Below are 22722 nucleotides of genomic sequence, written 5' to 3'. Positions count from 1 at the left end.
AGCAATCCCGTTAGCGAATTAACGTAAGTTGACCAGGGTGTTAAGGATCTGGTCCTGCGTTTTGATGGTCTGCGCGTTCGCCTGATAGTTGCGTTGCGCGACGATCATGTTGACCAGCTCTTTACTCATATCGACGTTCGAAGACTCCAGCGCACCTGCGGTCAGTGAACCAAATGTTCCGGTGTTCGCCAGGCCAACAGCGGCCTGTCCAGACGCATTCGTTTCTGCCCAGACGTTGTCGCCCTGAGATTTCAGACCTTCCGGGTTAGAGAAGCTGGCCAGTACGATCTGTCCCAGCAGCTGAGTGCGTTGGTTGGAGTAACTGCCGGTGATGGTACCGTCATTGTTGATGGCGTAGCTGGTCAGGTCGCCAGGCGCGTAGCCGTTTTGTGTGGCGTTACCAAACGTGGTGGCACCGGTGTTTTGCTGCAGGCTGCCCACAAAGTTCAAGGCGACGGTGGTACCGTTTGCGCCATTCACACCAGGAATGGTCACGGTAGCGGTGCTGGCCGTGGTTGAGCCCGCGACGACGTTGCCGGTCGCATCCAGTGAAGAAACGCCCGTCAGCTGACCGTTGGCATTGTAGCTCATCTGGTAATTACCCACGTTTGAGCCCGCAGTGGAGTCAATGCCGTGAATTTTCCAGGTGTTGTCTGCAGTTTTAACGAAGTACAGATCAAGCGAGTGCGAGTTACCCTGAGTGTCGTACATGGTGATGGTGTTTTTGGCACTGTACGTCGTTGGGTCAGTCGCCGAGAACTTGGTGTCATCCAGTGCTGCAGACGTGGAGTTCAGCTTCGCAACCTGATTCGCCGTGGTGGTGGCATTCGCCGGCATTTGCGTGGTAGGGATTTTAATCGCAACCGGGCTCGCACCGGTCTGGATTGTGGGTGGCACGCCTGACGCCGGATAGCCGGTCACATTCAGACCCTGGGTATTCACCAGGTTACGGTTCTGATCCAGCGTAAACTGGCCGTTACGGGAATAGGAAACCGCACCCGCCGAGTTGGTCAGACGGAAAAAACCGTTGCCGCTCAGCGCAACATCCAGCCCACGGCTGGTGGTGGTGGTAGAGCCATCGTTAAAGTTCTGGATAACGGCCGCAACTTTTGTACCCAAACCCACGTTAGAGCCGGCAAACATATCGGCAAACGCGATGGTACTGGATTTGAAGCCCGCTGTGGCGGAGTTAGCGATGTTGTTACCGATAACGTCCAGGTTACTTGAGGCAGCGCCGAGACCGCTGACCGCTTGTGAAAATGACATTTAAACCTCTCCTGTCTACAGGTGAATCAGAGAATCTGACGTACGTCGTCAAGGGTGGCGGAGCCCATGGTGCCGAGATCCAGTTTTGCGGTATTACCCGCCGTGCTTACGCCATTGACGTAGGCATAATTAAGTGGCTGAGCCACCTGTTGACCGCTGCTGTTACTGGCAGCAATCGCAACCTTGTATTTCCCGTCTGGCGCCACGCTGCCATCCGGTAATTTGCCGTCCCACGAGAACGTATGGACGCCGGCGCTCAGTGCGCCCAGATCCTGAGTGCTCACCACGTTGCCTTGCGCGTCGCTAATCGTCGCCGTGGCGGTAGTGGCCGCGTTGGTCAGCTCAACGCCGAATGGCGTCGTGGTGCCTTTGCCGACCAGAATCTGAGAGCCATTCACCATCACGCCATGCCCAATCAGCGTGGAGCTCTGCAGAGACTGGCTGGTGCTGATCTGGCCGGAAATGGATCCCAGCGTGGTATTGAGTTTTTCAATGCCGCTCAGGGTGTTGATCTGTGCCAGCTGCGTTGTCAGCTGGCTGTTATCCATCGGATTGGTCGGATCCTGGTTTTGCAGCTGCGTGACCAGCATGGTCAGGAACTGGTTTTGCAGGTCCTGAGAGCTGTTCCCCGTTCCGGTGCTGGATGAACTCAGTACCGTGGGGTCCAGCTTCTCGTTAACGCCTACCGAAATAGCCATTATTTTTCTCCGTTACTGACCCATCGTCAGCGTTTTCATCATCATCGACTTCACGGTATTCAGCACCTCGACGTTAGCCTGGTAGCTGCGTGACGCCGACATGGTGTTAACCGTTTCGGCTACCACGTCCACGTTAGGCATCTTCACGTACCCTTTGGCATCGGCCATGGGATTACCTGGGTCATACACCAGTTTTGCCGGGGTCGGATCGTCCACCACCTGCGCCACTTTCACGCCCCCCGTTGCGGCGCCAGCGGCGGCATCGGTCTGAAAAACGACCTGTTTTGCCACGTAAGGCTGTCCGTCCGGACCGGTTACGCTGTCGGCGTTTGCCAGGTTACTGGCGCTGACGTTTAATCGCTGTGATTGCGCGGTCATCGCTGAACCGGCAATGTCAAAAATATTAAGCAAGGCCATAATTATTGCCCTTGTAACACGCTCATCATGCCCTTGATCTGGCTACTGATAAGCGTGAGGTCGGTTTGATATTTCAGGCTGTTATCCGCGAACTGCGTACGTTCACGGTCCATATCCACGGTGTTACCGTCGGCTGATGGCTGATCCGGAATGCGATACAGCAAGTCCATTGACGGTGCCGAATTCGTCTGCGCTTCAATGTGGCGCGCCGACGTGACTTTAAGCGCCAGGCTACTGCCTTCAGCACGTCCATTCGCCATTGCCCGATTCAGCTCGCTGGCAAAGTCGATATCCCTGGCCTGATAGCCCGGGGTGTCGGCGTTGGCAATGTTTGATGCCAGAATCTCCTGACGTTGAGCTCGCAGGTTAAGGGCTTCGGTACCGAAATGTAGCGCCGCATCGAGTTTGTCGAGCATGCTTCCTCCGCAAATGAGAATTTCGAGCTGGCAGCTTAATCGGGAAAAAGCAAGAGTCATCGTCTGAATAACGCCTCAAATCGTCGCTATTTTTGCTCTTGAGTTTTTTTTTATGCGCGTACACTCGTTGGCATCATCAGTGAGGAAAAGCACATGCGTGGATATTCAGCCCTGTTAGCAAGCCTGCTGGCCCTGATTGCCCTACCCGTAATGGCAGGCGATTTCAGCGCCCAACTGAGCCAGTTTTTTAAGGCACGCGATCCCCAGCACGCGGCCGGAATGAATGTGGTGATTCGTACGCCGCAGGCCCAGTGGCCAGAATGTGAGGCCCCGCAGTTTACCCTGCCGGGCAACAGCCGGGCCTGGGGCAACATGAGCGTGGCGGCTAACTGTGGTGAGAACCGTCGTTATATTCAGGTCCAGGTTCAGGTAACCGGTGACTATCTGGTCGCAACAAAATTAATTGCCCGTGGCAGCACCGTCAGTAAAGAGGATTTCCGTATTGAAAACGGACGTCTTGATAACCTGCCCCCGCGCACACTGTTCACCGATGAGTCCGTAGCGGATTCGGTGGTCCTGCGTGACATCCAGCCGGGACAACCCGTGAGTCAGTCCATGCTACGCCAGCCGTGGCGCGTCAAAGCGGGTCAGGACGTGATGGTGGTGGCCAGCGGAGACGGATTTGACGCCAGCGGCGAAGGCAAAGCGTTAAACAACGGTACGATTTCACAGTGGGTTCGGGTGCGTATGGGAAATGGCCAGGTTGTAAGTGGCCGGGTGAGCGATGATGGGAAAATTCTTATAACACTATAAAACATTAAAGAAGCCTGTTTATCTGCCGATAGAAGAATCAGCTAAGCGATTACGCTATTATGATTCAGGTGGCAGACTCCCCTGACTTTACAGGAGCCCGAATATGAGCATCGACAGAACACAACCGACAAAGCCCGCCAGCACTGTGCAAACACGTGACAGCAGCGAGCAACAAACTACCCGCGTGCGTCAGAGCAGCACCACGACTGCTACAACGCCTGCGGCCGCTCAGGTCAGCCTGAGCAGCGCACAAGCACAGCTGATGCAGCCCGGCAGCCAGGACATTAACGTCCAGCGCGTAGAACAATTAAAAACCGCCATTCGCAATGGCGAGTTGAAGATGGATACCGGCAAAATCGCTGATGCGCTGATTGCCGACACTAAGGCGTATTTAGAGGGTAAATAATCCCCATGAGTAATTTGCTGACCACGTTAGATAAGATGCAGGAAGTGCTGGTGTCTCTGGCCATCGTGCTGGATGAAGAGCAACAGCAGCTGTCGTCTGGAATGATCAACAGCAACAACCTGCAGCGTATTACGGAAGACAAGAGCGCGCTGCTGAGTACGTTGAATTATTTAGACGAGATGCGTCGCAGCAACGAGAAAAGTCTGGGTACATCTGCACCTTATCGTGGTCAAAGTGACATGGCGCGCCGCTGGGAAGGTATTCAGCAGCATACGCGTCGGTTACATAACGCAAATACGCACAATGGTATTCTGTTGCAGCATCAAATTACCTTTACCCATGACGCGTTAGACATTTTGAAGCCGCATCAGACGCAGGCGTTTTATGGTCCGGATGGTAAAGGACAGGGCCAGGCAACGTTAAGTCGTAAAGTCTGACCTGTTTTCCTCCCTCCCGGTATCGCGGGCTGCCTCAGCGAATCTGATGCAGGCGTGACCCGGGCAGGCGTAAAAAGCCGTCATCTCGCTGAGAAGATGGCTTTTTTTGTATCCGCTCGCCGAAATTTCCCCTCCTCTGCGCCCTGCGTAACCCTTCTTCTCTCTGCTTCGCGCCTGACGGAATGACGCAATGCACTCACGGGTACGCCAGGCGCATCCCGCGATATTCTCCGCAAGACAGGCGATTCAGCCTGTTCGCCCAAAGGCCTACGGTTGAACGTCTCAGTTATTGCTGTACGACGCTGTGCAGAGTGCCGCCGGACGCGCGTTCACCAGACAGGTAAAACGCGCGCCTTAATCCTTTCCCGGCTTAAAATGCCTCCCAGTTTTCATGTCCACGTTCAGACGGAATGACGGGCGCCACAGCCGCTTTCAGGGTCGCAGGGAGAGTGGCGTTCGCATGTTTCAAAGGCGGGCTTTCAAGTTTGAAAACCGAAACGGCCTGGGTCAGTTTGTCAGCCTGCTCTTCAAGCGAGGCGGCTGCAGCCGAGGCCTGCTCAACCAACGACGCGTTCTGCTGTGTCACATCATCCATCTCGGTAACGGCCAGGCTGACCTGCTGAATGCCCCGGCTCTGCTCATCGGAAGCCGCCGCGATCTCCGAAATGATGTCATTTACCCGACGGAAAGCTTCTACCGTTTCCATCATGGTGCTACCCGCATTGCTGACAAGCGTGGTGCCGCCGTTGATGAGCCCGACCGAAGCAGAAATGAGCCCTTCGATCTCTTTGGCCGCCTGCGCGCTTCGCTGCGCCAGACTGCGCACTTCGCTGGCAACCACGGCGAATCCGCGGCCCTGTTCTCCTGCCCGCGCGGCTTCCACCGCCGCATTTAGCGCAAGAATGTTGGTCTGGAAGGCAATGCTGTTGATGACGCTGGTGATCTCGGCAATCTTTTTCGAACTGCCGGAGATATCGTCCATGGTTTTCACCACGCGATTAACGATGTTCCCGCCCGTATGGGCTTTGTCAGAAGCGTCAGAGGCCAGCTGACAGGCATGGTGAGCATTGTCAGCGTTCTGTTTCACCGTGGCGGTCAGTTGCTCCATGCTTGCCGCTGTCTGTTCCAGTGACGCCGCCTGTTGTTCTGTTCTTGACGAGAGATCGGCATTCCCGGAAGAAATTTCTCCCGCGCTCTGAAGAATGGCAATGGCACCATCGCGCACGGTTCCAACCGTACTCGACAGCGAGGACTGCATCAGTTGAAGACGCGAGAGCAGCAGGCCTGGCTCGTTTCGGCCACAAACGTCAGGCGGTAGCGTCAAGTCACCATGTGCAATCAGGTCGATACGCGAGAGGGATTGCCGTAACGGGGTGATAATGACCTTTTTCAACAGAACAAAAGCCAGGAGTACGATCGTCACCGATGCCACAAAAGCCGCCAGCATCGTGATATAGCCCGTATTCACCTGATCCACCGCATCCTGTTTTATCGCCTGCGACCGCTGATTGCGCATATCAATCGCTTTCATCAACACATCTTTATAAGCTTTATCGAGTCTGTCGGCTTCCGTTTCATCGGCGATGATTTCTTCAAAGCTTCCCTGTTTCGCCGCGTCAATCATCGGCAGCAAACCTTTACGAAGATAATCGCTGAAACGTGCCTGAAGCTGTGTATCAATATCCGCGCCTTCGGGCGATTTGACGGCGCGATGCAGATAAATGTTAAGCCCTTTCTCTGCCTTCTTCAGGCTGACATCTGTTGCAAGTAAATGCGCTTTATAGTTATCCGTGTCCGCAATGCGCGCGGCGGCACCCGCCTGAATAATTTGCAGCCGCGCCGAACGCATATGTGTCGAACTGTCGAGCAGCCCCTGGCGAACCGCAATCTCGTCAGTCGAATCATCCAGCGAGTGTTTGCCCTGAGCAAGAAACCAGGCCGAAAGGCCTATGCCAGAGACGAATAACAGTAAGATGCAGCCAAATACCAGGCTGAATAAAGGAACAAGCTTAAGGTTATGCCAGAGACTCAGCTTGACGTTGTCATTGGCTGTGATATGCATTTTCGTCCTCTCCTTATGTGATGAACTGTTTATAGTCATCGGCAGGAAAAGGGCAGTTTTTACGATGAAATTGACCTCAGAATCAATTCCTTACAACATGTCATCATTCTCACGTGATGTTTTTAATAAAGCTAAATATCACGTCAACAGACCTGTTTTTTTAACGATTTTTTAGGAAAAAACATCTTACTGTCACAAAGACGTTCAACGTGAATATCAGGCTGAGCGCGATATTCACGCGGCAGCTTATGACGTTCACTGTCGCCTTGGGTTAAACAACAAAAAGGCCGCAACGTGCGCCGTTGCGGCCTTGCTTACAGGTGACGCGCCGAATGAGGTTCAGCGCAGGTTTATATTCAGACGGTTGTGCGCCGTGCGTAATCCCGCAGGCGAAAACCCATCAGCCCCAGGGCCAGGAAGTAGGCTCCCCCGCCTACCGCACAGACTAATGCGAGTCGCAGCAGGCGCCAGAGCATATTCCCTTGTTCCCAGACGGGCATCCAGTACAGCATGCCAAACAGCGCGGCTGCCATTATCGCGACGGCCAACAGTAAGCGCAGCAGGAAACCCAGCCAGCCCGGCTGCGGCTGGAAGATCGCCTTTTTGCGCAACTGCCAGTAAAGCAGTGCAGCATTGAGGCAGGCCCCCAGACCAATCGAGAGCGCGAGGCCAGCATGCTTAAGGGGGCCGATAAAGGCCAGGTTCATGAGCTGAGTCACGATCAGCGTGATAATGGCAATTTTGACCGGGGTTTTAATGTCCTGGCGCGAATAAAATCCCGGTGCCAGGACTTTCACGACAATCAGCCCCATCAGCCCGACCGAATAGGCAACAAGCGCGCGCTGGGTCATGGCGGCATCGAACGCGGTGAATTTGCCATACTGGAACAGCGCGACAGTCAGGGGACCGGATAACATTCCCAAGGCTACCGCGCTGGGTAACGCCAGCAAAAAGCACAAACGCAGGCCCCAGTCCATTAAGCGTGAATACTCATCGTGATTGCCGCTGGAGAAGCTTTTGGCCAGCGACGGCAACAAGATGGTGCCCAGCGCCACGCCCAACACGCCGGAAGGAAACTCCATCAGACGATCGGCATAGTACATCCAGGAGACAGAGCCCGATACCAAGAAAGAGGCAAAAATGGTGTTGATAATCAGCGAGATTTGACTGACGGAGACGCCCAGGATGGCGGGCCCCATCTGACGCATGACGCGCCAGACACCTGCATCACGCAGGTTAAGACGCGGCAGTACCAGCATGCCGAGTTTCTTGAGGTGCGGTAACTGATAGCCTAACTGCAGCAGTCCACCCACGACGACGGCCCACGCCAGCGCCATCACTGGCGGATGGAAATGCGGCGCCGCAAACAGGGCAAAACCAATCATGCTGACGTTCAGCAGCGTGGGCGCAAAAGCCGGTACGGAAAAACGGTTCCAGGTGTTAAGTATTGCCCCGGCCAGGGAGGCAAGGGAGATCAACAGAATATAGGGAAAGGTGACGCGCAGCAGCGCGCTGGTCAGGGCGAATTTATCCGCCGTATCCGCGAATCCCGGCGCAGTGACCAGAATGACCCAAGGCGCGGCAACCATTCCCGCAACCGTCACAACAGCCAATGCCAGCGTCAGCAGCCCCGATACGTAGGCAACAAACAACCGCGTCGCCTCTTCTCCCTGCTTGCTCTTGTACTCGGCTAAAATAGGCACAAAAGCCTGCGAGAATGCGCCTTCCGCAAAAATGCGTCGCAGCAGATTCGGCAGTTTAAAGGCAACAAAGAAGGCATCGGTAGCCATACCGGCCCCGAATACGCGCGCCACTATGGCATCACGGGCGAAGCCCAGCACGCGGGAAAACAGCGTCATGGAACTGACCGCTGCCAGCGATTTCAACAAATTCATAATTGACGGGGCATCCTGAAAAAAATCGGCAAATGCGTGACTTAGCACGGGTTATGTCACATCTCGGCCGATAGTCTACTGCCATCGCGCGAAATGACCAGTGCTGAGTGTTACAAGGCGTTATTCCCGTTCGGCATCGCGCCACATTGATTCGACCACGCGTTGCGCCAGCAGGGCCTGCTCGCCACTGGTCTCCGGCTTTGTCTGATTTTCGACACACTGGATAAAATGCTCTGCGGCCCCGACGAATCCGCGCTGGGCCAGATGGCTCTGCCAGGAGGGAGAAGGCGTGATCACCACCCCCGCCCCTCGCTCCACTTGCCCGTCGCGCATATCATGAATATCAATGCATTGGCCATCGCCTATGGCGCTGACGCGTTCGCGCTGGCTTCCTGCCCGACGATGCATGCTGGTCGTGACCTGCAACTGTCCGGCATTGAAATGGTGCTCCGCATACAGCATCTGTCCCTGCTCATTGGTCAAGATGTGCCCCTGACGCGGAAGCGAACGTCCCCCGGCCAGCCACAAGGCGGTGTCGACAACATGGAGATAATCATCCAGTAACGTGAAGCGCAGATCCTGTGGACCCACGCTGTCGCTGCGGTGTTTCTCAACACGCAGCGAAGCAACCGATGCCATCTCGTCTTTGAGCTGCTGATAGGCGGGCGCAAAACGGCGATTAAAGGCCACCATCAGTCGGCGCTGTTTCTTTTCGGCCAGCGTAACAAGCGCCTCGGCCTGACTCAGGTTTTCTGCCAGCGGCTTATCGACACAGACGTCTTTTCCCGCCTGCAGCAGTGCATGCACGACCTCGTAATGACTGGCCGTACTGGTATGAACAAACACGGCATCACAGGCGGCCGCCAGGGCATTCAGCGTGCTGAAACAGGGGATCCGGTAACGTTCGCACACGACCTGCGCGTTCGCCTGGTTCGGCGAAAATGCCCCCACTAACTGCCAGGCACGCGCCTGCGATAATACGGGCAGCCAGGCCTTTTGCGCGATGCCGCCTAAGCCGACCACACCAATACGAATCGTCATTTAGTGTTCTCTTTCCTGTAGCAGCGCCAGCTGCGCCTGTAAGTCTGCCACCTGCTGCTCCAGCGCGACGACGCGTTCCAGTAGGGCGACATCATGTGTGACTGCGTCAACCTGCGTCGGTGCGGGCGCTACCTCGCCGGCCAACAAGTGCATAAAGCGGCTTTCACGCTTGCCGGGCTCACGGGCCAGCCGTACAACCATCGGGCCGTCATCGCGTGACGCCAGCCCTTCCAGGGTCTGTTCGACTTCAGCCACGTCGGCAAACTCGTGCAGGCGTCCGCTTCGCGTGCGCAGTTCACCCGGCGTCTGCGCGCCGCGCAGGAACAGAAGCGTCAGAACGGCCACTTCTGCACGGCTGAGCTGCAGATGTCCAAATGCCGAATTGCAGAAGCGCTGCTCATATTTAACGACCCGCTGGCCGAAGCCACTGTTTGCCGTCACCAGGTGTTTTTTAACCAGCTGGTCGAGCTCATTCTGGACATCGCTTTCGCTCAGTTCCATCACCGGCTCGCGGTTTGACTTCTGATTGCAGGCGTTAACCACCGCGTTCAACGAAAGCGGGTACTGTTCCGGCGTGGTCACCTGTTTTTCCAGCAGGCAACCTAACACGCGCAGAGCCTGTACCGACAAGGCTATCTTCATTTACCCCTCCTCGGGTTATCCACGACGGTTGGGCGTCCATTCTTTGCAGGTCAACGCCGTCAGGACATGATCCTGCCACTCGCCATTAATCATTAAATAATTTTTAGCATATCCCTCTTTTTCAAACCCGAGGCGCGCCAGCAGATCGCCACTACGCTGGTTGTGCGGCATATAGTTAGCCATGATGCGATGAATATACTGTTGCCGCTGCATATAACGAATCGCAGACTGCAGCGCCTCAAACATCATGCCCTGCCCCTGCCATTTTTCGCCGAGGGAATACCCAAGGTAACAGGCATGAAAGGCCCCGCGCAGGACATTGCTGAAGTTAGCCACGCCGCGTACCTCGGTTTCGTTGCTGTCCATCAACACAAAGTAGAAAGCCGATCCCTGTTTATGCATATCCGCAATCAGGCCGAGCCGCGCCTGCCAGCCAGAGGGATAACAATGGCTGTCATCGCGAACCGGTTCCCACGGCCTGAGAAAATCGCGATTTTCCGCATAGTAATCCGCTAACCGCCACGCATCGCGTTCGTGAACCAGTCTTACCACCAGCCGCTCGGTCGTGAGTCTCACCCTCAGCGCGGCAGAACGATAGCCAAACATCATCTCTCCTGAAATCCATGGCGGGAAGGAAATGCCAGTCTTTGATAACGTTCACTATAACCGTCGCCAGGTCTGCGGTAAAACGTTACGCGCGCAATCACAGACGGGCTGACCGTTTATGCTCCTGTGCGCTGACAGTGAAACCGCTCTTAACTGTTTCACTGCAGTCTGCGCGACACAAAAGATGCGTCGCGTCCCCTGTCCTGCACGTGAACAATTGCCCTTGCTGGCATGGGCGGGTTAGCCGTCACTGATAACGATGTCTGACCTGCTGGACGGGGCCTGGCTGACCCGGTGATCGCCGGCGAAGGGCGGCCAGCCCTGCAGCGAAAGGCACGTTCGGTTACCCTAACTCAGCCCATTCCTGATGACAGACTGCACGCATTAGGGCAGGCTATGCCCTGATCTACTTTTTCATTTAAACGAGGGAATTATGAAGAAGGCTTTTCACGGGCTGATTGCCCTGTTTTTCGCGGTATTGCTGAGCGGCTGTAATCAGTTAACCCAGTACACCATCAGCGAGCAGGAGGTCAATCAGGCGCTGCAAAAACACAATAATTTCGAAAAAGACGTTGGCGTCTCAGGGCTGGTGAATGCCCATATTGTCCTGAATAACCTGACCAGTCAGATTGGTCGCGAAGAGCCGGGTAAAGTAACGTTATCGGGTAATGCGAAAATCAACGTGTCTTCGCTGTTTGGTCCACAACAGGCCGATATGCAGCTGAAGATGCGTGCGCAACCGGTGTTCGACAAACAGCAGGGTGCGATTTATCTGCGCGATATGGAAATTGTGGATGCACAGGTTCAGCCAGACAAGATGGCGTCCATCATGAAAACGCTGACGCCCTACCTGAATCAATCGCTGAAAAGCTATTTTGACCAGCAGCCTGCCTATGTGCTGAGTGCCGATCGCAGTAAAGCTGAATCGCTGGCAAAGAAATTTGCTAAAGGGTTGGAAGTGAAGCCAGGCGAGCTGGTGATCCCGTTCACCGATTAGCGCGTTCCGACAAATTTATCGCCTGCCTGATCCGCGCCTTTCGGCGCGGATTGCTTATCAGATGTAAAAACAGGTGCAAACGGTTGCCTGAGTCCTTATGCTTATAACCCGGCCTAAACACGCCATTCGTTTATCCTTCATGCCGGAGCCGTATTAATGACCGCACAACCTCAGCAACTTACTATCCGCCGCCCAGATGACTGGCATATCCATCTTCGTGATGACGAGATGCTTAAAACGGTGCTGCCCTACACCAGCGCGGTGAACGGTCGGGCTATCGTGATGCCCAACCTGGTTCCGCCGGTGGTCAGCGTCGCGGCGGGCGAAGCCTATCGCGACCGCATTCTGGCCGCGTTGCCTGACGGTCATGACTTTACCCCGCTGATGACCTGCTACCTGACCGACTCGTTAGACGCCGAAGAACTGGCGCGCGGTTACCACTCCGGCTTGTTCACTGCGGCCAAGCTCTATCCTGCCCATGCGACAACCAACTCCAGCCACGGCGTGACCAACATTGCGTCAATCGCGTCGGTGCTGGAGCGGATGCAAACGCTGGACATGCCGCTGTTAGTGCATGGCGAGGTGACTGATTCACATATTGATATCTTTGACCGTGAAGCCCGCTTTATTGAAACGGTGATGGAACCGCTGCGTAAGCAATTCCCTGCGCTGAAAGTCGTGATGGAGCATATTACGACCAAAGATGCCGCAGACTATGTGGAAAGCGCCAATGAAAACCTGGCCGCTACCCTTACCCCCCAGCACCTGATGTTTAACCGTAACCATATGCTGGTGGGCGGAATTCGTCCGCACCTTTACTGTCTGCCCATTCTGAAGCGCAATACGCATCAGCAGGCGTTGCGCAAGGTGGTGGCCAGCGGTCATCCACGTTTCTTCCTGGGTACCGACACCGCCCCTCACCTGAGCCATCTGAAAGAGAGCAGCTGCGGCTGTGCTGGCGTATTCAATGCGCCTACCTCCCTGCCCGCTTATGCCACTGTGTTTGAGGAGATCGGTGCGCTGGCGCATTTTGAAGCGTTCTGTTCCGAGAACGGTCCCCGCTTCTATGGTCTGCCGCTGAACGAAGGCACCATCACGCTGGTGCGTGAGCCCTGGACAGTCGCAGAAACAATTGAAATGGGCTCACATCAGCTGGTGCCTTTCCTGGCCGGTGAAACGCTGAACTGGCGTGTAAAATAATTTCACTTGCCTCCGGCATATTTATACTGTAGTTATATACAGTATCTTATACGGAGGCTTTTATGCGTGTTGAAATTACCGTTGCCAAGACCCAACCTCTACCCGCTGGTGCGATAGAAGCCCTGAGCCAGGAACTGTCGCGCCGTATCGATGAACAATTCCCGCAATTCACCAATCACGTCAAAGTGCGTTACGCCACGGCTAACCAGCTAAGCGTGATGGGCGGAGATAAAGAGACGCGTGAACAAATCAGCGAAATCCTGCAACAAACGTGGGAAAGCGCTGACGACTGGTTCATTACCGATTAACCGCCACTGTGCTGTTTTTTGCCGGGTTTCGCCACCCGGTTTTTTTATCTTCATTTAAAGTCTGCCTAACCCCTCTCCCCATCTGGACTCTGAATGATCAATGTCCTATGCTGGCGCTGATCATGCATAAAAGGAGTTGCATCCCATGACTACAGATAAACCCGAAGAAGCGATGACCTTTGGCGAGTTGTTAACGCTGATTGGTGAACAGCAGCGTCGTTTAACGGTGCTGGAAAATGCGTTCTCCAGCCTGATTTTCTGTCTTGATGACCGGGCAAGTCAGTTACTGGTGCATAATCTTTCTCTTGAAGCCCAGAATCAAAACCATGATGAGCAACTGCAGCAGCAGTTTGCGCGCCTGGCCGAAACGTTACAGAAGCGCAGTGGGACAACCGGCGCGGAGACCGCCCTAATCTGACGTGCGGTTAACGCCAGTGATGAACAACTTTTACTGTTTAAATAGGACGATTACCTACCTGTCATTCTGGTATTATATCTTCTCAGCTTTACCGTTTTAGAGACAAACATTCTGCTTTCAGGCGTTCCGTGATACGTTTTAATCAGTAAATCGCTATATTGCTGTTATAATTGTTTCGCAGTGGAAATAAAAAAGCCGCATTGAACCTCATCATGCACTTCGTTTAACGAGTAATAAGGAGGTTATAATGGACAGTCGCAAAGATGTAATTCAGACCCATCCACTGGTGGGCTGGGATATCAGTACTGTTGACAGCTATGATGCTATGATGATCCGCCTGCACTCCCTTTCGTCGCAAGATCAAACAGAAGAAGACGCAGACGTTGGCCCGACTTACTGGCTGACGACTGATGTAGCAAAGCAGTTCATCTCCATTCTTGAAGCCGGTATCGCCAAGATAGAATCTGCCGAGCAAGTAGAACGACTACTAAAGAAGCATTAATACTGCTGCATCAGCAAGGCACCCTTCAGGGTGCCTTTTTTATTGGGCTTTCTGGTATGCTGTTGATTATGTAACCCTTTCAGGAGTTCCATTTTCATGATTTACGATCTTATTGTGGTCGGGAGCGGCTCAGTCGGCGCAGCAGCAGGCTATTACGCCACGCAGGCAGGCCTCTCCGTACTGATGATTGACAGCGCCCATCCGCCTCATACTCAGGGCGCCCACCACGGCGAAAGCCGCCTGATTCGTCATGCTTACGGAGAAGGCGAGCGCTATGTGCCGCTGGTATTGCGTGCGCAGACGTTATGGGATGCGCTTGAGCAGCAGGCTGGCGAGCGCATTATGCACCGGTGCGGCGTCCTGAATATCGCCCCTGCTCACTCCGTGTTTATTCAAAACGTCATCAACAGCGCAAAAGCCTGGCAGCTTCCCGTCGAGATATTACAGGCCGCGGAGGTCAGAAAACGCTGGCCGCAGTTTAACGTCCCCGATGAGTACCTGGGCGTATTTGAGCCACAGTCCGGTTTTTTAAAAAGTGAACAGGCGGTACGGAGCTGGATTCAGCTGGCGGAAAAACAGGGCTGTGCGCAGCTGTTTAACTGCCCCGTCACGCAAATCAGTCGTGAAGGCGATTTACAGCAGGTCACCACGATTGACGGCATTTACCGTGGGCGAAAAATGCTGGTGAGCGCCGGGACATGGGTCAGCAAACTGGTGCCGGATTTGCCGGTGGCACCAACGCGTAAGGTCTTTGCCTGGTATCAGGCTGATGGTCGTTACAGTGAAAACAATGCCTTTCCCGGATTCACCTGCGAAATGGCCGATGGCAGCCAGTATTATGGTTTCCCTGCCGATAACAACGCCCTGAAGTTAGGCCGCCATGATGGGGGCCAGTTGATGACCCAACCCGAAGATCGTAAACCCTTCGGTAGCCTGGCCGCCGATGGCAGCGAAACATTCCGCTTTTTGCGCCAGTTTTTACCCGGCGTTGGCGTGTGTTTGCACGGGGAAGCCTGTAGTTATGATGTCAGCCCCGATGAAGACTTTATTATCGATACCGTGCCGGGCGATCCTGACCGTCTGGTGATAACGGGCTTAAGCGGACACGGTTTCAAATTTGCCAGCGTTTTAGGCGAGCTTGCCAGTCAGTTTGCTCAGAATCAGCCTTTCAGTTTTGATCTCACACCGTTCAGGCTGTCACGCTTTAAGTAAATAGGGTGCGGCGGCCCGGTTTTACGCGGCGCCGCACTGACATATATTTACATTCCGTTTTTTTCTGACGCCCTTCCTGCTGTTATATCCACGCAAACAGGCCCGTTTATCCACTTTTCCACGTCTTAGCGCCCGCGTAAAACAGCCTTGTTCAATAATATTGTGCTTACGCGCACCGCTACGCGAGCCGATTTCATTAGTACAGGAGATATTTATAGAAAAGTAAGCATTATTGCTTTTGTGTTTCATTCTGTAGATTCTTGTTTCTACATATTCTTAAGATACCGCTGCAAAAATGTTGCTAAGAAATTCACCCGGTCGTTATGGATGGCTCTCCATTTTCCTACACTGGTCAATGGCATTGGTTATCTATGCCATGTTCGCCCTGGGATTATGGATGGTTGGGCTGAGCTATTACGATACCTGGTATCACAATGCGCCAGAGATTCATAAGAGCATCGGGGTCATTCTGATGCTGGCCCTGATTATTCGCCTGATATGGCGCGTGGTTTCGCCGCCGCCTAAACCCCTGAGCAGTTATTCCCCTCTTGTGCGCATCACGGCTGTCGTGGCGCACGGATTACTCTATGGCCTGCTGATCGCCATCCTCTTCAGTGGCTATTTAATCTCTACCGCCGACGGCAAACCGGTTTCGGTGTTTGGCTGGTTCTCTCTGCCTGCTGTACTGACCGGCGCGGGCGAACAGGCAGATTTAGCGGGAGATATTCATTTATGGCTGGCCTGGAGCATCGTGATCCTGTCGGTGTTACATGGCCTGGCCGCACTAAAGCACCACTTTATCGATCGCGATATCACCCTGAAAAGGATGCTGGGTCTGGGCATCCGTTCACCCTCTGAAAAGGAAAAATAATATGTTCAAAAAAACGCTTCTGGCCATCACAGGTGCCGGCCTGCTGCTGGGTTCCCTGACCGCCAGTGCCGCTGATTACAAAATTGATAAAGAGGGCCAGCACGCCTTTGTACAGTTTCGTATCAAGCACTTAGGCTACAGCTGGCTGTACGGCACCTTTAAAGATTTCGACGGTTCGTTCAGCTTCGATGCCAGTAATCCTTCAGCCGATAAAGTGGATGTGACCATCAACACCAACAGCGTGGACACCAACCATGCCGAGCGTGACAAGCATATTCGCGGTCCTGAATTCCTGAATGTGGCCAAACATCCCACTGCGACCTTTAAATCAACCTCGGTGAAGAAAGACGGCGATAAACTGGCCGTTACAGGAGATTTAACGCTGAATGGCGTGACCAAACCTGTGACGCTGGAAGCCAAAATGATGGGTGAAGGTAAGGATCCGTGGGGCGGCTATCGTGCCGGTTTTGAAGCGGAAGGCGAGATTGCGCTGAAAGACTTTAATATTACTCAGGATCTTGGGCCAGCCTCTCAGAACGTTGAGTTAATCATCTCAGTAGAAGGCGTACGTCAGTAATCTTAAGCCGCCTGAAGCCAGGCTTCAGGCGGCTCCGGCTATTTGCGGGTTGGCGCAGGAATGGTCATATTCAGCAAGCCACGCGACTTGTTGAAAATTTTATTGCCATTCTCACGTCCTGCCCGGCGAGCGCGTTGCTCTTCGGGTGACAGGCGGGCTTCCTCCTGACAGAGCGGGCTACAGCAGTGCTCGTACTTTTCGGCACAACGTTCACACTGGATAAACAGCAGGTGACAGCCGTCATTAACGCAGTTTACGTGGGTGTCACACGGCGTCCCGCACTGGTGGCAGTGGGATAACACATCATCCGAAATACGCTCGCCCATGCGTTCATCAAAAACAAAGTTCTTGCCTTTGAAACGCACCGGAAGATTTTGTTCCCGTGCGCGGCGTGCATACTCAATAATGCCGCCTTCGACGTGATAAACATCTTCGAACCCGTTATGGCGCATCCAGGCGCTGGCTTTTTCACAGCGAATCCCCCCGGTGCAGTACATGACGATTTTTTTATCCTTCTTATCCTTCAGCATGTCCACCGCCATCGGCAACTGGTCACGGAACGTATCGGCAGGCACCTCAAGCGCATTATCAAAGCGCCCGACTTCATACTCGTAATGATTTCGCATATCCACGAATACCGCATCGGGATCGTCAAGCATAGCGTTCACTTCCGCCGCTTTCAGATAGTTGCCGACGTCGCTGGCATCAAAAGTTTCATCGTCGATGCCGTCCGCGACAATGCGGTCACGTACTTTCAGTCGCAATACCCAAAACGATTTGCCATCGTCGTCGAGCGCGATATTCATACGCAGATGATTTAACGCCGGATCAAAACCGTACAAATAGGCCTTCATCGCCTCGTACTGGCTGGCGGGCACGCTCAGTTGGGCGTTGATGCCTTCGTGCGCAACGTAAATACGCCCAAACACCTTCAATGCGGTTAACCCGAGATAGAGTTCGTCGCGAAACGCTTTTGGATCGGCAATAGTGAAATACTTGTAAAAAGAGACTGTGGTGCGCGGCTCGGTTTCCGCCAGCATGCGCGCCTTCAGCTCTTTATTGGAAACAAGGTTGTGTAACACTGGCATGGTGTTCGTTCCTGTTATCAATAGAAGAAATTTAGCGCGCACATGATACCTGAATTGAAAAAAATGCGAAGCGTATAAGAAAAATTGATAGTTTAACCTGTACATTTTCGCCGGTCCGGGTATTCATACTTCTCTTTTTGCTCCCGACAACAACCTGCGAAATGCTGTAACATTTCAGCAGTGGGAAAAAAATGGCACAATAACCGCAACTGACGAAAAACAGCACCGCTGGTGCACGACGCAGGATAATAATATTTAAGATGACCCAATTGCCCCAATTTTCACGCGCGCTTTTGCATCCCCGCTATTGGTTAACCTGGCTGGGCATAATTCTGTTGTATATCCTGGTATTGCTGCCCTATCCACTACTCTATGCACTTGGTTGCCGTATTGGTCGCCTTGGTATGCGCTTCATGAAGCGACGCGTGGCCATTGCGCGCCGTAATCTGGAGCTCAGCTTTCCCGAGATGCCGGAAGTCGATCGCGAAGCCATGATTAAGCATAACTTTGAATCGGTAGGGATGGGGCTGATTGAAACCGGCATGGCCTGGTTCTGGCCCGACTGGCGCATCCACAAATGGCACAAACCTTCTGGTCTGGAACATATTCAGCAGGCCCATGATAGCCAGCGCGGCGTGCTGTTAATTGGCATGCATTTCTTAACGCTGGAGATCGGTGCTCGCATGTTTGGCATCCATAATCCCGGCATTGGCGTCTACCGGCCTAACGACAATAAATTAATCGACTGGCTGCAGACGCGCGGTCGTATGCGCTCAAACAAAGGGATGTTAGATCGTAAAGATCTCAAAGGCATGATTCGGGCGTTAAAGCGCGGCGATATCATCTGGTACGCGCCCGATCATGATTATGGCCCACGCAGCAGCGTATTTGTGCCCTTCTTTGGCGTGGAAAAGGCGGCAACAACCGTGGGTACGCATATGCTGATCCGCACCGGTAAACCCGCCGTCATCCCCTTTGTTCCACGTCGCCTGCCCGAAGGACGCGGCTACGAACTGATTATTCTGCCTGACGTCAGCGCGAATTTTCCCCTGACCAGCGACGAAGACACGGCTCTGCGCATGAACAAGGTGGTTGAAGAAGGCGTGCTCATCGCCCCTGAACAGTACATGTGGCTGCACCGCCGCTTCAAAACCCGGCCAGAAGGTGAGCCTTCACGCTATTAGGTCCGCTGCTCAGCCGCTGTTCGCGCTTACTGCGAGCAGCGGCTGCCGGGCGATAACGGACTGAACAGTTCCAACGTAATCAGGCGATGAATATGATTATCCGAGGCGGCGATGTCCAGCCCAGGCATGTTGAGTATGCAAAGCCCGTCGAGCCCACAGACCAGACTAATTAGCCGCCAGGCAATATTGTCCGCTTTATCAAGTAGCCTGAACTCACCGGCTTCCTCCCCCGCCTTGATGACGGCGACGGTTTCCTGCTGCCACATCTCCATTGCAACGATATAGGCGCCGCGCATTTCTGCATCGCGTCCTGCCAGGATCTGGGCTTCGCGCCACAACCGAATGTAGGGCTCAAACCGGCCATCATCGCTACCCAGCATGGAGAAGAGTCGCTCACGCCAGCTGGCGTTTTCCGTTACGGTTTCGGTGTCCAGTATTCTTCGGCTCAGGCGAATAAACGCCTGGGACTTAAGCTCGCCAATACCCGAGAAGTGATGGTGCACCTGACCAACGGCAACCTGCGCCTCTGCGGCGATACGTCTTACCGTCATGGCCGCATAGCCTTCCTGAAGGGCTACGGTCATTGCGGCCTGCAGTATGCCTTCCCGGCGCTCATCGCGACTTAAATAGTTCATCTCAACCTACCTGAAACGGTAAAGCAACGAGTCTAACAAAAAGCTGGACAAGCGTTCAACATTAAGTAGGATCCGTTTTGGACATGTGTTCAACTTTATTTCAAAGGGATCGTAATGCTTCGTCAGTGGGTCGCGTTGGTGATTATCGTCATGCTGTATATCCCGGTCGCAATCGATGCCACGGTGCTGCATGTTGCCGTACCGACGCTGAGCATGACGCTAAACGCCAGTGGCAACCAGCTGCTGTGGATCATTGATATCTACTCACTGGTCATGGCCGGTATGGTGTTACCTATGGGTGCACTGGGCGATCGTATCGGATTTAAACGCCTGCTGATAACGGGTAGCCTGCTGTTTGGCCTGTCATCGCTGGCGGCGGCGCTGGCCCCTTCGGCTGCGTGGCTGATAGCAACCCGCGCGTCACTGGCCATCGGGGCGGCCATGATAATCCCGGCAACGCTTGCCGGGATCCGGACACTGTTTGTTGAAGCGCGCGATCGCAATATTGCGCTGGGCGTCTGGGCCGCCGTCGGTTCCGGTGGTGCCGCGTTTGGCCCGCTGCTTGGCGGTGCCGTACTGGAACATTATGACTGGGGGGCGATTTTTTTCATTAACGTCCCGCTTGTCGTTGTGATGGTTGCGCTCGCCGTCTGGCTGATTCCGGGACAGCCGGGGCGACCGGAGCAAAAACTGAATCTGCCCCATGCGCTGCTGTTGATCGTCGCCATACTGCTGTTGGTCTACAGCGCCAAAACGGCGCTCAAGGGTGATGTATCGCCGTCGCAGATCACGGCAGCCCTGATCGCAGGCGCCGCGATGCTTGCCTTGTTTATCCGTCTTCAACGGCGAGCGGAACAGCCGATGATCGATTTGCAGCTGTTTTGCCATCGCATAATTTTGAGTGGTGTGGTGATGGCCCTGACCGCGATGATCGCATTGGTGGGGTTTGAACTGCTCATGGCGCAGGAGCTGCAGTTTGTTCATGGCTTTACGCCCTTCGAAGCCGGAAAATTTATGTTGCCGGTCATGATTGCCAGCGGCTTCAGCGGCCCCATCGCAGGGATACTGGTCGGCAAGCTGGGTCTGAGGCCGGTCGCAGTTGGCGGCATGGGATTCAGCGGTATCAGCTTTCTGGGGCTGTCGATGCTGGACTTCAGCACCCAGCAGTGGCAGGCCTGGAGCCTGATGGTGCTGCTGGGCTTTAGCGCATCCAGTGCCCTGCTGGCGTCGACCTCTGCCATTATGGCGGCCGCGCCAAAAGAAAAAGCCGCCGCAGCCGGCGCCATTGAAACCATGTCCTATGAGCTGGGTGCCGGACTGGGCATTGCCCTCTTTGGTCTGCTGCTGACCCGTAGCTTTACCGCTTCGATTGTGCTGCCGTCGGCACTGGACCCTGGGCTTGCAGAAAAAGCCTCATCCTCCATCGGTGAGGCCATTAAAGTGGCACAGACGCTGGAGCCTGCACTCGCCGGGGCAACGATTCAGGCGGCAAAAGCGGCCTTTATCACCTCTCACAGCGTGGCGCTGGTCAGCGCGGCTGTGCTGTTACTCCTGCTGGCTGCGGGTATTGGATTTAGCCTGGCAAAGAGCACCCAGAAGTAACCGATGCGTTGCCGCGAACCGGCGCTGCAACGGGAGAACGATCCCGCAGTAACGATCGTGATAATATTCGCGATCGTTACTGCCTGAAGCCCTGTGATCAGGCTGGCGATAGCGCCGCTGAGCGGCTCAACAACGGAAAAACCTATGCTCTGGCTTATCTCTAAATATGCGATAACTGCCCTGATGGTGGTGATTATTTCTGAAGCGGCTAAACGTAGCGATCGCCTGGGTGGGCTCCTGGCCGCCCTGCCGCTTGTCACCATCCTGGTGTTGCTCTGGATGAAACTTGAAGGACAGAGCCAGACGAAGATCGCCGCCCATGCCTGGTATACTTTCTGGTATGTGGTACCGACCCTGCCGATGTTTATCCTCTTCCCGTTTTTGTACCAACGTACCGGCTTCTGGCTCACGCTGGGGCTGAGTTGCCTGATCACGATCGTCCTGTTCATGCTGTGGGCAGGTTTTCTGAAAAAGTTTGGTATTGACCTGTTGTAGGCCAGCAGGTGTTCACACAACACCGAGCTAGAGCAGCTAACGGATGCGATTCAGGACTGGCTGTATGTGCAGAACGTTTGTCCTCTAAAGTGGCCCGACTTTCCCTCCTGAGATTTTCGTCTATTCTTCACTGAAATCACGTTAATCAGGCAAGGAGAGAAGCATGAGTATGTTCACTACACTGGAAGAAGCGATTGATGCTGCGCGTGAAGAGTTTCTCGCCAGCCATCCGGATATTGAGCAAGACGATGCGGCCATCAACCAGTTTGGCCTGCAAAAATATGTGATGCAGGACGGTGACATCATGTGGCAGGCAGAGTTCTTCGAAGACGAAGGGGATTCGGGCGAGTGTTTGCCTGTGCGAAGCAATGAAGCCGCTCAGGCCATCTTTGACGGCGATTTCGATGAGATTGAACTGCGTCAGGAGTGGTTAGCAGAAAATACGCTGCACGAGTGGGATGACGGTGAGTTTCAACTTGAACCTCCGCTGGACAGCGAAGAAGGTAAAGCCGCGGCGCAGGAATGGGAAGACGATAACAGCGACTCTGACCGCAGTTACTCGTAAGGTCCATGGCTGGCATCTACCGGAATCAGCAGCGTGTCGACCACCAGTGACAGCGGCAGGTCGAGAATGGTGATAACCCGCCATGCGCCATCACGGATATCCCACTTTACGCCGGGGTAAAACTGATTACCGTGTCCCTGCCCGGGCACGGTACGGCTGATGATACTGCCACAGCCGCTCAGCGTAACGACGGCGAGGGATAACAGGATGACTTTAGCGTATGTATTCACAATAGCGACTCAGGTTAAACAGGCGCTATTTTAATCATGAGTTGAGCCGGGTTGCCATCCCCATTCGTGCAAAGTGCAAAATAATGTTGCCGTCTGTAACCGGCGACGGGCGTAAAAAAAGCGGCATTTCTGCCGCTTT

27 protein-coding genes are annotated in these 22722 nt (G+C 54.2%); 15 read left to right on the top strand and 12 right to left on the bottom strand.

Going from position 1 to position 22722, the window contains the following annotated elements:
* Positions 1 to 18: 18 nt before the first annotated feature.
* From flgE to flgB, 4 genes are read right to left on the bottom strand one after another with little or no spacing between them, the layout of a single operon-like run.
* Positions 19 to 1266, bottom strand: a complete 1248-nt coding sequence (gene flgE / locus DFO57_RS02190; RefSeq protein ID WP_014606134.1) for a flagellar hook protein FlgE — start codon at positions 1264 to 1266, stop codon at positions 19 to 21.
* A gap of 26 nt (positions 1267 to 1292) precedes the next feature.
* Entirely contained in the window at positions 1293 to 1964 is a 672-nt protein-coding gene (gene flgD, locus DFO57_RS02185) for a flagellar hook assembly protein FlgD (RefSeq protein WP_013025349.1), read from the bottom strand.
* Positions 1965 to 1976: 12 nt separating this feature from the next.
* Positions 1977 to 2381: a flagellar basal body rod protein FlgC gene (gene flgC / locus DFO57_RS02180; RefSeq protein ID WP_013025348.1), complete on the bottom strand. Its 405-nt coding sequence runs from the start codon at positions 2379 to 2381 to the stop codon at positions 1977 to 1979.
* Positions 2382 to 2383: 2 nt separating this feature from the next.
* A complete protein-coding gene (gene flgB / locus DFO57_RS02175) occupies positions 2384 to 2797 on the bottom strand; it encodes a flagellar basal body rod protein FlgB (protein WP_015700561.1) in 414 nt (137 codons plus the stop codon).
* 153 nt (positions 2798 to 2950) lie between these two features.
* Here flgB and flgA point away from each other — a divergent pair, with 153 nt between their 5' ends.
* The 3 genes from flgA (at position 2951) to DFO57_RS02160 (ending at position 4453) form a co-directional block, all read left to right on the top strand.
* Positions 2951 to 3610 (top strand): flagellar basal body P-ring formation chaperone FlgA, encoded by a 660-nt coding sequence (gene flgA, locus DFO57_RS02170; protein ID WP_013025346.1) that lies wholly within the window; start codon positions 2951 to 2953, stop codon positions 3608 to 3610.
* A gap of 103 nt (positions 3611 to 3713) precedes the next feature.
* A complete protein-coding gene (gene flgM, locus DFO57_RS02165; RefSeq protein ID WP_013025345.1) occupies positions 3714 to 4016 on the top strand; it encodes a flagellar biosynthesis anti-sigma factor FlgM in 303 nt (100 codons plus the stop codon).
* A 5-nt stretch (positions 4017 to 4021) separates the two neighbouring features.
* Entirely contained in the window at positions 4022 to 4453 is a 432-nt protein-coding gene (locus DFO57_RS02160) for a flagella synthesis protein FlgN (protein WP_013025344.1), read from the top strand.
* A 370-nt stretch (positions 4454 to 4823) separates the two neighbouring features.
* On the opposite strand, the gene DFO57_RS02155 is transcribed toward DFO57_RS02160, so the two are convergent.
* The 5 genes from DFO57_RS02155 to rimJ all read right to left on the bottom strand — a co-directional run bounded on the left by DFO57_RS02155 (position 4824) and on the right by rimJ (position 10699).
* Positions 4824 to 6515 (bottom strand): methyl-accepting chemotaxis protein, encoded by a 1692-nt coding sequence (locus DFO57_RS02155; RefSeq protein ID WP_072404303.1) that lies wholly within the window; start codon positions 6513 to 6515, stop codon positions 4824 to 4826.
* A gap of 356 nt (positions 6516 to 6871) precedes the next feature.
* Positions 6872 to 8410, bottom strand: a complete 1539-nt coding sequence (gene murJ, locus DFO57_RS02150; protein ID WP_014593415.1) for a murein biosynthesis integral membrane protein MurJ — start codon at positions 8408 to 8410, stop codon at positions 6872 to 6874.
* A 120-nt stretch (positions 8411 to 8530) separates the two neighbouring features.
* A complete protein-coding gene (locus tag DFO57_RS02145; protein ID WP_014606139.1) occupies positions 8531 to 9451 on the bottom strand; it encodes a Gfo/Idh/MocA family protein in 921 nt (306 codons plus the stop codon).
* Entirely contained in the window at positions 9452 to 10093 is a 642-nt protein-coding gene (locus tag DFO57_RS02140) for a DUF480 domain-containing protein (protein ID WP_013025340.1), read from the bottom strand. It abuts the gene before it with no gap.
* 15 nt (positions 10094 to 10108) lie between these two features.
* Positions 10109 to 10699 carry a ribosomal protein S5-alanine N-acetyltransferase gene (gene rimJ, locus DFO57_RS02135; protein WP_014606141.1) on the bottom strand — a complete coding sequence of 197 codons (591 nt, stop codon included), beginning with the start codon at positions 10697 to 10699 and terminating at the stop codon, positions 10109 to 10111.
* A gap of 433 nt (positions 10700 to 11132) precedes the next feature.
* On the opposite strand from rimJ, the gene DFO57_RS02130 reads away from it, so the two are divergent.
* From DFO57_RS02130 to DFO57_RS02095, 8 genes are all read left to right on the top strand, one after another.
* Positions 11133 to 11696 carry a lipoprotein gene (locus DFO57_RS02130; RefSeq protein WP_014593411.1) on the top strand — a complete coding sequence of 188 codons (564 nt, stop codon included), beginning with the start codon at positions 11133 to 11135 and terminating at the stop codon, positions 11694 to 11696.
* Between the two features lie 156 nt (positions 11697 to 11852).
* A complete protein-coding gene (pyrC, locus tag DFO57_RS02125; RefSeq protein ID WP_105077723.1) occupies positions 11853 to 12896 on the top strand; it encodes a dihydroorotase in 1044 nt (347 codons plus the stop codon).
* 62 nt (positions 12897 to 12958) lie between these two features.
* Positions 12959 to 13204, top strand: coding sequence for a DNA damage-inducible protein I (gene dinI, locus DFO57_RS02120; RefSeq protein ID WP_013025336.1), 246 nt, complete (start codon positions 12959 to 12961; stop codon positions 13202 to 13204).
* Positions 13205 to 13349: 145 nt separating this feature from the next.
* Positions 13350 to 13622, top strand: coding sequence for a hypothetical protein (locus DFO57_RS02115; protein WP_014606143.1), 273 nt, complete (start codon positions 13350 to 13352; stop codon positions 13620 to 13622).
* 247 nt (positions 13623 to 13869) lie between these two features.
* A complete protein-coding gene (gene bssS / locus DFO57_RS02110) occupies positions 13870 to 14124 on the top strand; it encodes a biofilm formation regulator BssS (RefSeq protein WP_013025334.1) in 255 nt (84 codons plus the stop codon).
* A 96-nt stretch (positions 14125 to 14220) separates the two neighbouring features.
* On the top strand, positions 14221 to 15336 hold the full coding sequence (gene solA / locus DFO57_RS02105; RefSeq protein WP_105077722.1) for an N-methyl-L-tryptophan oxidase: 1116 nt from the start codon (positions 14221 to 14223) through the stop codon (positions 15334 to 15336).
* A 295-nt stretch (positions 15337 to 15631) separates the two neighbouring features.
* On the top strand, positions 15632 to 16207 hold the full coding sequence (locus tag DFO57_RS02100) for a cytochrome b (protein WP_014593409.1): 576 nt from the start codon (positions 15632 to 15634) through the stop codon (positions 16205 to 16207).
* A gap of 1 nt (position 16208) precedes the next feature.
* Positions 16209 to 16784, top strand: a complete 576-nt coding sequence (locus tag DFO57_RS02095) for a YceI family protein (protein WP_013025331.1) — start codon at positions 16209 to 16211, stop codon at positions 16782 to 16784.
* A gap of 38 nt (positions 16785 to 16822) precedes the next feature.
* Here the strand turns inward: DFO57_RS02095 and DFO57_RS02090 are convergent, their stop codons facing one another.
* Complete coding sequence (locus tag DFO57_RS02090; RefSeq protein ID WP_028715005.1) at positions 16823 to 17872, bottom strand: rhodanese-related sulfurtransferase; 1050 nt, start codon at positions 17870 to 17872, stop codon at positions 16823 to 16825.
* A gap of 260 nt (positions 17873 to 18132) precedes the next feature.
* Between DFO57_RS02090 and DFO57_RS02085 the strand changes: the two genes are divergently transcribed.
* Entirely contained in the window at positions 18133 to 19056 is a 924-nt protein-coding gene (locus tag DFO57_RS02085; RefSeq protein ID WP_013025329.1) for a Kdo(2)-lipid IV(A) acyltransferase, read from the top strand.
* A gap of 26 nt (positions 19057 to 19082) precedes the next feature.
* Here DFO57_RS02085 and DFO57_RS02080 read toward each other — a convergent pair whose 3' ends face one another.
* The gene (locus DFO57_RS02080) at positions 19083 to 19691 is read right to left on the bottom strand and encodes a TetR family transcriptional regulator (RefSeq protein ID WP_028715004.1); all 609 of its coding nucleotides are present in this window, start codon (positions 19689 to 19691) and stop codon (positions 19083 to 19085) included.
* A gap of 114 nt (positions 19692 to 19805) precedes the next feature.
* Here DFO57_RS02080 and DFO57_RS02075 point away from each other — a divergent pair, with 114 nt between their 5' ends.
* The 3 genes from DFO57_RS02075 to DFO57_RS02065 all read left to right on the top strand — a co-directional run bounded on the left by DFO57_RS02075 (position 19806) and on the right by DFO57_RS02065 (position 22353).
* The gene (locus tag DFO57_RS02075; RefSeq protein WP_013025327.1) at positions 19806 to 21293 is read left to right on the top strand and encodes an MFS transporter; all 1488 of its coding nucleotides are present in this window, start codon (positions 19806 to 19808) and stop codon (positions 21291 to 21293) included.
* A gap of 144 nt (positions 21294 to 21437) precedes the next feature.
* On the top strand, positions 21438 to 21788 hold the full coding sequence (locus tag DFO57_RS02070) for a DUF3147 family protein (protein WP_110015019.1): 351 nt from the start codon (positions 21438 to 21440) through the stop codon (positions 21786 to 21788).
* Between the two features lie 163 nt (positions 21789 to 21951).
* Positions 21952 to 22353 (top strand): MysB family protein, encoded by a 402-nt coding sequence (locus tag DFO57_RS02065; protein WP_013025325.1) that lies wholly within the window; start codon positions 21952 to 21954, stop codon positions 22351 to 22353.
* Here the strand turns inward: DFO57_RS02065 and DFO57_RS02060 are convergent.
* The gene (locus DFO57_RS02060) at positions 22344 to 22583 is read right to left on the bottom strand and encodes a YceK/YidQ family lipoprotein (protein WP_015700573.1); all 240 of its coding nucleotides are present in this window, start codon (positions 22581 to 22583) and stop codon (positions 22344 to 22346) included. The genes DFO57_RS02065 and DFO57_RS02060 overlap by 10 nt on opposite strands.
* Positions 22584 to 22722: the final 139 nt, after the last annotated feature.

The organism is Pantoea sp. AG702 (genome assembly GCF_003182295.1).
Lineage (GTDB): Bacteria > Pseudomonadota > Gammaproteobacteria > Enterobacterales > Enterobacteriaceae > Pantoea > Pantoea ananatis.
This window is presented reverse-complemented; position numbering and strand designations above follow the sequence as displayed.

Bases quoted from the DNA above. Each gene is read 5' to 3' on its own strand.
- DFO57_RS02085 (WP_013025329.1), top strand. From the start codon at position 18,133: ATGACCCAATTGCCCCAATTTTCACGCGCGCTTTTGCATCCCCGCTAT.
- pyrC (WP_105077723.1), top strand. From the start codon at position 11,853: ATGACCGCACAACCTCAGCAACTTACTATCCGCCGCCCAGATGACTGG.
- rimJ (WP_014606141.1), bottom strand. From the start codon at position 10,699: ATGTTTGGCTATCGTTCTGCCGCGCTGAGGGTGAGACTCACGACCGAG.
- DFO57_RS02065 (WP_013025325.1), top strand. From the start codon at position 21,952: ATGAGTATGTTCACTACACTGGAAGAAGCGATTGATGCTGCGCGTGAA.
- DFO57_RS02155 (WP_072404303.1), bottom strand. From the start codon at position 6,515: ATGCATATCACAGCCAATGACAACGTCAAGCTGAGTCTCTGGCATAAC.
- DFO57_RS02090 (WP_028715005.1), bottom strand. From the start codon at position 17,872: ATGCCAGTGTTACACAACCTTGTTTCCAATAAAGAGCTGAAGGCGCGC.
- bssS (WP_013025334.1), top strand. From the start codon at position 13,870: ATGGACAGTCGCAAAGATGTAATTCAGACCCATCCACTGGTGGGCTGG.
- flgD (WP_013025349.1), bottom strand. From the start codon at position 1,964: ATGGCTATTTCGGTAGGCGTTAACGAGAAGCTGGACCCCACGGTACTG.
- DFO57_RS02160 (WP_013025344.1), top strand. From the start codon at position 4,022: ATGAGTAATTTGCTGACCACGTTAGATAAGATGCAGGAAGTGCTGGTG.
- DFO57_RS02115 (WP_014606143.1), top strand. From the start codon at position 13,350: ATGACTACAGATAAACCCGAAGAAGCGATGACCTTTGGCGAGTTGTTA.
- DFO57_RS02140 (WP_013025340.1), bottom strand. From the start codon at position 10,093: ATGAAGATAGCCTTGTCGGTACAGGCTCTGCGCGTGTTAGGTTGCCTG.
- flgC (WP_013025348.1), bottom strand. From the start codon at position 2,381: ATGGCCTTGCTTAATATTTTTGACATTGCCGGTTCAGCGATGACCGCG.
- DFO57_RS02130 (WP_014593411.1), top strand. From the start codon at position 11,133: ATGAAGAAGGCTTTTCACGGGCTGATTGCCCTGTTTTTCGCGGTATTG.
- dinI (WP_013025336.1), top strand. From the start codon at position 12,959: ATGCGTGTTGAAATTACCGTTGCCAAGACCCAACCTCTACCCGCTGGT.
- DFO57_RS02075 (WP_013025327.1), top strand. From the start codon at position 19,806: ATGCTTCGTCAGTGGGTCGCGTTGGTGATTATCGTCATGCTGTATATC.
- flgM (WP_013025345.1), top strand. From the start codon at position 3,714: ATGAGCATCGACAGAACACAACCGACAAAGCCCGCCAGCACTGTGCAA.
- murJ (WP_014593415.1), bottom strand. From the start codon at position 8,410: ATGAATTTGTTGAAATCGCTGGCAGCGGTCAGTTCCATGACGCTGTTT.
- DFO57_RS02145 (WP_014606139.1), bottom strand. From the start codon at position 9,451: ATGACGATTCGTATTGGTGTGGTCGGCTTAGGCGGCATCGCGCAAAAG.
- DFO57_RS02095 (WP_013025331.1), top strand. From the start codon at position 16,209: ATGTTCAAAAAAACGCTTCTGGCCATCACAGGTGCCGGCCTGCTGCTG.
- flgE (WP_014606134.1), bottom strand. From the start codon at position 1,266: ATGTCATTTTCACAAGCGGTCAGCGGTCTCGGCGCTGCCTCAAGTAAC.
- DFO57_RS02080 (WP_028715004.1), bottom strand. From the start codon at position 19,691: ATGAACTATTTAAGTCGCGATGAGCGCCGGGAAGGCATACTGCAGGCC.
- flgA (WP_013025346.1), top strand. From the start codon at position 2,951: ATGCGTGGATATTCAGCCCTGTTAGCAAGCCTGCTGGCCCTGATTGCC.
- flgB (WP_015700561.1), bottom strand. From the start codon at position 2,797: ATGCTCGACAAACTCGATGCGGCGCTACATTTCGGTACCGAAGCCCTT.
- solA (WP_105077722.1), top strand. From the start codon at position 14,221: ATGATTTACGATCTTATTGTGGTCGGGAGCGGCTCAGTCGGCGCAGCA.
- DFO57_RS02100 (WP_014593409.1), top strand. From the start codon at position 15,632: ATGTTGCTAAGAAATTCACCCGGTCGTTATGGATGGCTCTCCATTTTC.
- DFO57_RS02070 (WP_110015019.1), top strand. From the start codon at position 21,438: ATGCTCTGGCTTATCTCTAAATATGCGATAACTGCCCTGATGGTGGTG.